At 62.0% G+C, this 4528-nt stretch carries 6 protein-coding genes; 4 read left to right on the top strand and 2 right to left on the bottom strand.

Going from position 1 to position 4528, the window contains the following annotated elements:
• The 4 genes from EN742_RS38250 to EN742_RS25375 form a co-directional block, all read left to right on the top strand.
• Nucleotides 1-378: hypothetical protein (locus EN742_RS38250; RefSeq protein ID WP_189375578.1), on the top strand; the 378-nt coding region annotated here is incomplete at its 5' end.
• A 16-nt stretch (nt 379-394) separates the two neighbouring features.
• On the top strand, nt 395-604 hold the full coding sequence (locus tag EN742_RS25365) for a cold-shock protein (protein ID WP_126055431.1): 210 nt from the start codon (nt 395-397) through the stop codon (nt 602-604).
• Between the two features lie 115 nt (nt 605-719).
• The gene (locus EN742_RS25370) at nt 720-956 is read left to right on the top strand and encodes a hypothetical protein (RefSeq protein WP_126055432.1); all 237 of its coding nucleotides are present in this window, start codon (nt 720-722) and stop codon (nt 954-956) included.
• A gap of 96 nt (nt 957-1052) precedes the next feature.
• Nucleotides 1053-1988 (top strand): hypothetical protein, encoded by a 936-nt coding sequence (locus tag EN742_RS25375; protein ID WP_126055433.1) that lies wholly within the window; start codon nt 1053-1055, stop codon nt 1986-1988.
• A gap of 558 nt (nt 1989-2546) precedes the next feature.
• Here the strand turns inward: EN742_RS25375 and EN742_RS25380 are convergent.
• Both EN742_RS25380 and EN742_RS25385 read right to left on the bottom strand, forming a co-directional pair.
• The gene (locus tag EN742_RS25380) at nt 2547-3614 is read right to left on the bottom strand and encodes a cyclic nucleotide-gated potassium channel (protein ID WP_126055434.1); all 1068 of its coding nucleotides are present in this window, start codon (nt 3612-3614) and stop codon (nt 2547-2549) included.
• 112 nt (nt 3615-3726) lie between these two features.
• Nucleotides 3727-4528 (bottom strand): serine hydrolase (locus EN742_RS25385; protein WP_128333413.1); only part of this gene is annotated, 802 nt, incomplete at its 5' end.

The raw sequence follows: 4528 nt of genomic DNA on the forward strand, positions 1-4528 counted from the left end.
ATCGCGCGTATGGGCGGCCGGGTCAACTGCCTGTTGCCGCCGTCCGTCGATCGTCGCGACCCTTTGGCGCCCCTCTGCCCGGCCAGTCATATCCCCACCTGGGGAGATTGGCAGCTTCGCCGGCGTAACCCACGGCGGCCAAGCCACGAGCAAGCCGGGTGGAAAAAACCGCTGCCGAACCCGACCTATCCTTGGAGAAAAAGAATTATTTTCACGCTGCGCCTTGTCTACAAACCCACAGGCTCTATGTTGCAAGTATCGATCTTGCTTGTTGAACCTTGTTCTGGCGCAATCCGCGCTCTCAGCGATCTTCCTCTCAAAATCGATCTGAAAAGTTTGCCGCGCAGGCTGTACGGCGAGCAATTTTTCTATGGCTGATTGAAAGGAAATCGTCATGAATACTGGAACGGTAAAGTTCTTCAATGCAACCAAGGGCTTCGGCTTCATCGAGCTGGGCAACGGGCAGCCGGATGTCTTCGTGCACATCTCGGCCGTCGAGCGCGCCGGCATGGGGTCCCTCGTCGAGGGGCAGAAGGTCAGCTTCGAAATCGTGAAGGACAGCCGCAACGGCAAGAGTTCGGCCGAGAACCTTCAGGCCGCGTAGACAGATTGCGCTTCTGGTCTTTGACCACGGATGTACTGGCATCGATCATCGAGGCGCATGGGAGAGGCCGGGTTTCGCCCGGCCTTTTTTCTTTTTCATGATTGGAGACAGTCACATGCAGCACCAGCCGATACCCGAAGGAATATTCAAGCCGAAGCCGACAGCCATCGAAACGAAGCAGGACGCCACGACCAGGGCGGCCCGCCAGATCATCGATGGCGAAGCGGCCGAACGCGAACGAAAGACCGAACGCTTGAAGCAGGCCAGGCTTGCCATGCAAGCGGTCGAGGCCGCCAGCCCCGCGGCCAGGTCGCCGGCGAAAAAGCGAACCGGCCGGCGCAAGCAGGCCTAGTGGCGCGAAAGCCGGCGCCGAGGTTCCGTGCCACGAACCATAGGTGTTTGAGCAAAATGGTATTAATCTGCGCAGGCTGGGCTTCGGGGCAGGCCAATGGATTTCGGCGCAGGCCATGGCTACCTTCTCATCGGCGGCCTCATCCTGGTTGGAGCCGGGCTGCTGATCCTATCGCTGATCGTCAATCTTCGCGTGGCGCACAGCGTGCGCGAAGACGTGCGCCATCGTGAAAAGCTGCTGGAATATTACCGGAACATCTTTTCGCAACTGGGCGTGATCCTGATCGGCATCGGCGTCTCGCTGTTCATCTTCTTTTTCCAGCAGAACTATCAGGATCAGCGCAAGCGCGAGATTGAGCTCCAGCAGGTCATGGCAAGGCTGGCGGCGCGCATTGCCCGCGGCGCCCCGGTCGTCGAAACGCTCGGCGAGTTCGACGACGTGCTGGATATTGGCGGCGCCTATGTCGATCCCGAACTCGGCGGAAAGAACGGCGCGATCAGCGCGCAGGGAACCGAGCTCGGCAAACAGGTCGGCAAGATCCTGCTGGTCGAACGCGACGTCGATGTGCAGTCCTTCGACATATTGAACCTGTCGCGTGATTTCGAAACGACGTTCATTGTCAACGAACTCGACCCGACGCTGTGGTTCAACATCGTGCGGGACGAGAGCGAGATCAAATATGCCAGCACCCAGCTCGCCCTCGACTACAAGGACCTGCAGGAGGCGATCGGCGATGAGCCGATCGAGCTTGCTGTAGCCAATTCCGAAAAGGAACGGAAGATCAAGCACGAGGTTCTCGACATCCTTTACGATGCCGACCTGCTGCGCCAGCGCAGCAGGCGATTTCTCGCCCGCGCCTGCTGGCTGTTCAGCAAGGGGCGTGGCTTCGTCACCCTTGCCCCAGCCGAGCAGATCGAGGCCGATGCCGGTTCACAGCAGGAATGGATCGAGCGATCGAAACCGCTGCTGACGCAGTCAAAGTCCGGCAGCGGCGATTGCTTCAAGCTGCTGCACTACGGCCAGGCCTCCTGAGCTGATGACGAGCGGGCAAGGCGCACCGCATCAATGGAATTTTTGGCGGGACGCTAATATACATGGGTGCTCGACTGAGCAGCGTCCGCCGAATGCCATGCGAAGGTTCATCCTCACGGCAATATGTATCGCCGCCGCAACGGGCGCGAACGCCCATGACTGGTACGAAGACAAGATCGACCCGCTGACGAAATTCAAGTGTTGCGGTGGTCATGATTGCCGCGCCATACCTCCATCTTCGGTGCGGTCCAGAATTGACGGCGGGTACACTTACCTGCCGCATAATTTCACCATCCCACGGGAGCGTGTACAGGAATCCCCGGACGGCCAATTCCACATCTGCGAGAATACCTACGTCATAACCCATCAGCCGTATCTGCGCTGCTTTTTCGCACCGCGTGTCAAAGTCTCTCTGCTTCTCCCACGTTGAGGCCAATACTGCGCGTCGCGGCGGCCCGGATCGACATCGGCGGGCAATTGGCAACCTTCCCGTCGCATCCCCTTCCTGACGACCAGGATCGATGAAACAGCATGTCCGGGACTGCACACCTAATGCGGTCAAGCCAACGGCGCCGCGCCTCGCCGCTCCAGCGCGGTCTTGCGGATGATTTCCGCGATCTCCGGGCTGCTGCTGCACAACATCTGGAAATCCGCCGAGTGCAGTGACAGCAGTGAGACCGCCGTTGCGGCGCTGACAGTCGCCATACGCGGTTCGCCGCTGATCAGCGCCATCTCGCCGAAAAAGGCTCCAGGGCCAAGTTCCACCGGGTTCGACATCGCGACGCTGACGCGGCCCTCCACGACGAAGAACATCTGATCGCCGGTCTCGCCTTTGCGGCAGATCACGGCGCCCGCCGGCACGATGCGGGGCCTTAACGCGCGCACGATCTCGACCAGCACGGCCGGGCCGAGCTTCTGAAACAACGGCACGGCGGTGACCAATCGCCAATTACGGACGAAATCCTCGCGGCGAACTTCCTGATAGAAACCGGTGGCAAGAATGCCGGCCCAGAGCGCGAAGATGCCGATGCCACTCATCATGACCAACCCGGCAAGGACGCGGCCGGCGAAGCTTTGCGGAATCTCGTCGCCATAGCCGGTGGTCGACAGCGTGACCACCGCCCACCACATTGCCTGGGGGATGCTGCCGAACCTTTCCGGTTGGATGTCGCGCTCGATGACATAGGCCGCGAGCGCGACACCGAACAGAACGACGCCGAAGAGCGTGGTGACGCCGATCAGATTGCGCGCTTCGTTGGCCAGCACCCTGCCCAGGACCGGGAAGAAGGTCGAGTCGCGCAGCGGTTTCAGCAACCAGACGGCACAGTAGAGGCTGCGGTCGGGCGTGCCGACGAGCAGAAATGCGGCGAGTGGAACCACGACCGCGAGCACATCGATGGCGATTTCGGGCGTCCTGTTCCGCAGGTCTCCCGCCCGGCGCTTGAGCAGCGTCCCAGCCAGTTGCAGAAGATAGGCGCCCCAAATGACAGCGAGCACGGCCGCCAGGGCCAGTCTGCCGCGCCCGGACAGGTCCGGTATCGTCAGCGCAGCCACCGCCAGAAGCCCAGGCGCAGCCAGCACCGCGTTGAGCGGCGCGTAAATTCTCAGGAAAGGCAGTACCGACATTTTATGCCCACGAGCCGCTACCACCTGCAAAATAGAATGCCTTCAAGGCAAGCGCAAAGGTGCTTGCTATCGCTGCTATGTGCATCACCAACGGCGACCTATCTTGGCCAATCTAGTCGGCAACGCGCCGCAGCGTGCCGAGATGATTGTCGTCGAGGAACTCGATGGTGATCGTCGACGCCTTGCCGTCGGGGCCGACGACGAAACTGACGCCCGTCGGCCTGTCCGGCATTTCGGCATCGGGGTAGATCAGGAACAGGTCGCCGTCGAAATGCGTCAGGGAATAGGACCGGGCGCTGGTGGGGCCGACCCTGAGGACAAGGCCGTCTCCCGCGCTCGACACGTCCGCCTGGCCTATGAAGTCGTTGGCGTAGCGGCCGGCATAGGCACTGGCCGGCCCGGCCGGCCTTGCCGGAGACGGCGGCGCGGCAAAGGTGGCCTTGGCCGCCTCGACCACCGGACCGAACATGCCGGCATAGATGCCGTCCCACGCATTGACCCAATCCTGCTCGACAGCACCGTCGAAGACGAGATCGGCGAAACTGTCGGACAGTCCCTCCGGCACGCCTGTCGGGAAGGCGTTGGCGAGGATGACGATGCCGAGCTTCTCCTTCGGGAAGATCGTCACCAGGGTGCGCGCGCCGACGCTGAAGGCGCCCGCATGGCCCCAACTCAAACCGTGCCGGCCGAATTCGACGTTCCAGCCGAGGCCATAGAAGGATTCGCCGCCGGAGACGGGGTTCCTGCCCCGCGTCATCAGCGGCGCATGCGTCTGGGCCAGCGCGTCGGCGGCAATCAGCGTCTTGCCGGCATGGGCCCCGTCGCCCAGCACGAGGCGCACCCATTGCGCAAGATCGCGCGCGGTGGAGCTGACGCCGCCGGCGGGCGCCTGCGCGTCCGGATCGCGCTCGATC

The sequence above is a fragment of the Mesorhizobium sp. M4A.F.Ca.ET.020.02.1.1 genome (assembly GCF_004022645.1).
Taxonomy (GTDB): domain Bacteria; phylum Pseudomonadota; class Alphaproteobacteria; order Rhizobiales; family Rhizobiaceae; genus Mesorhizobium.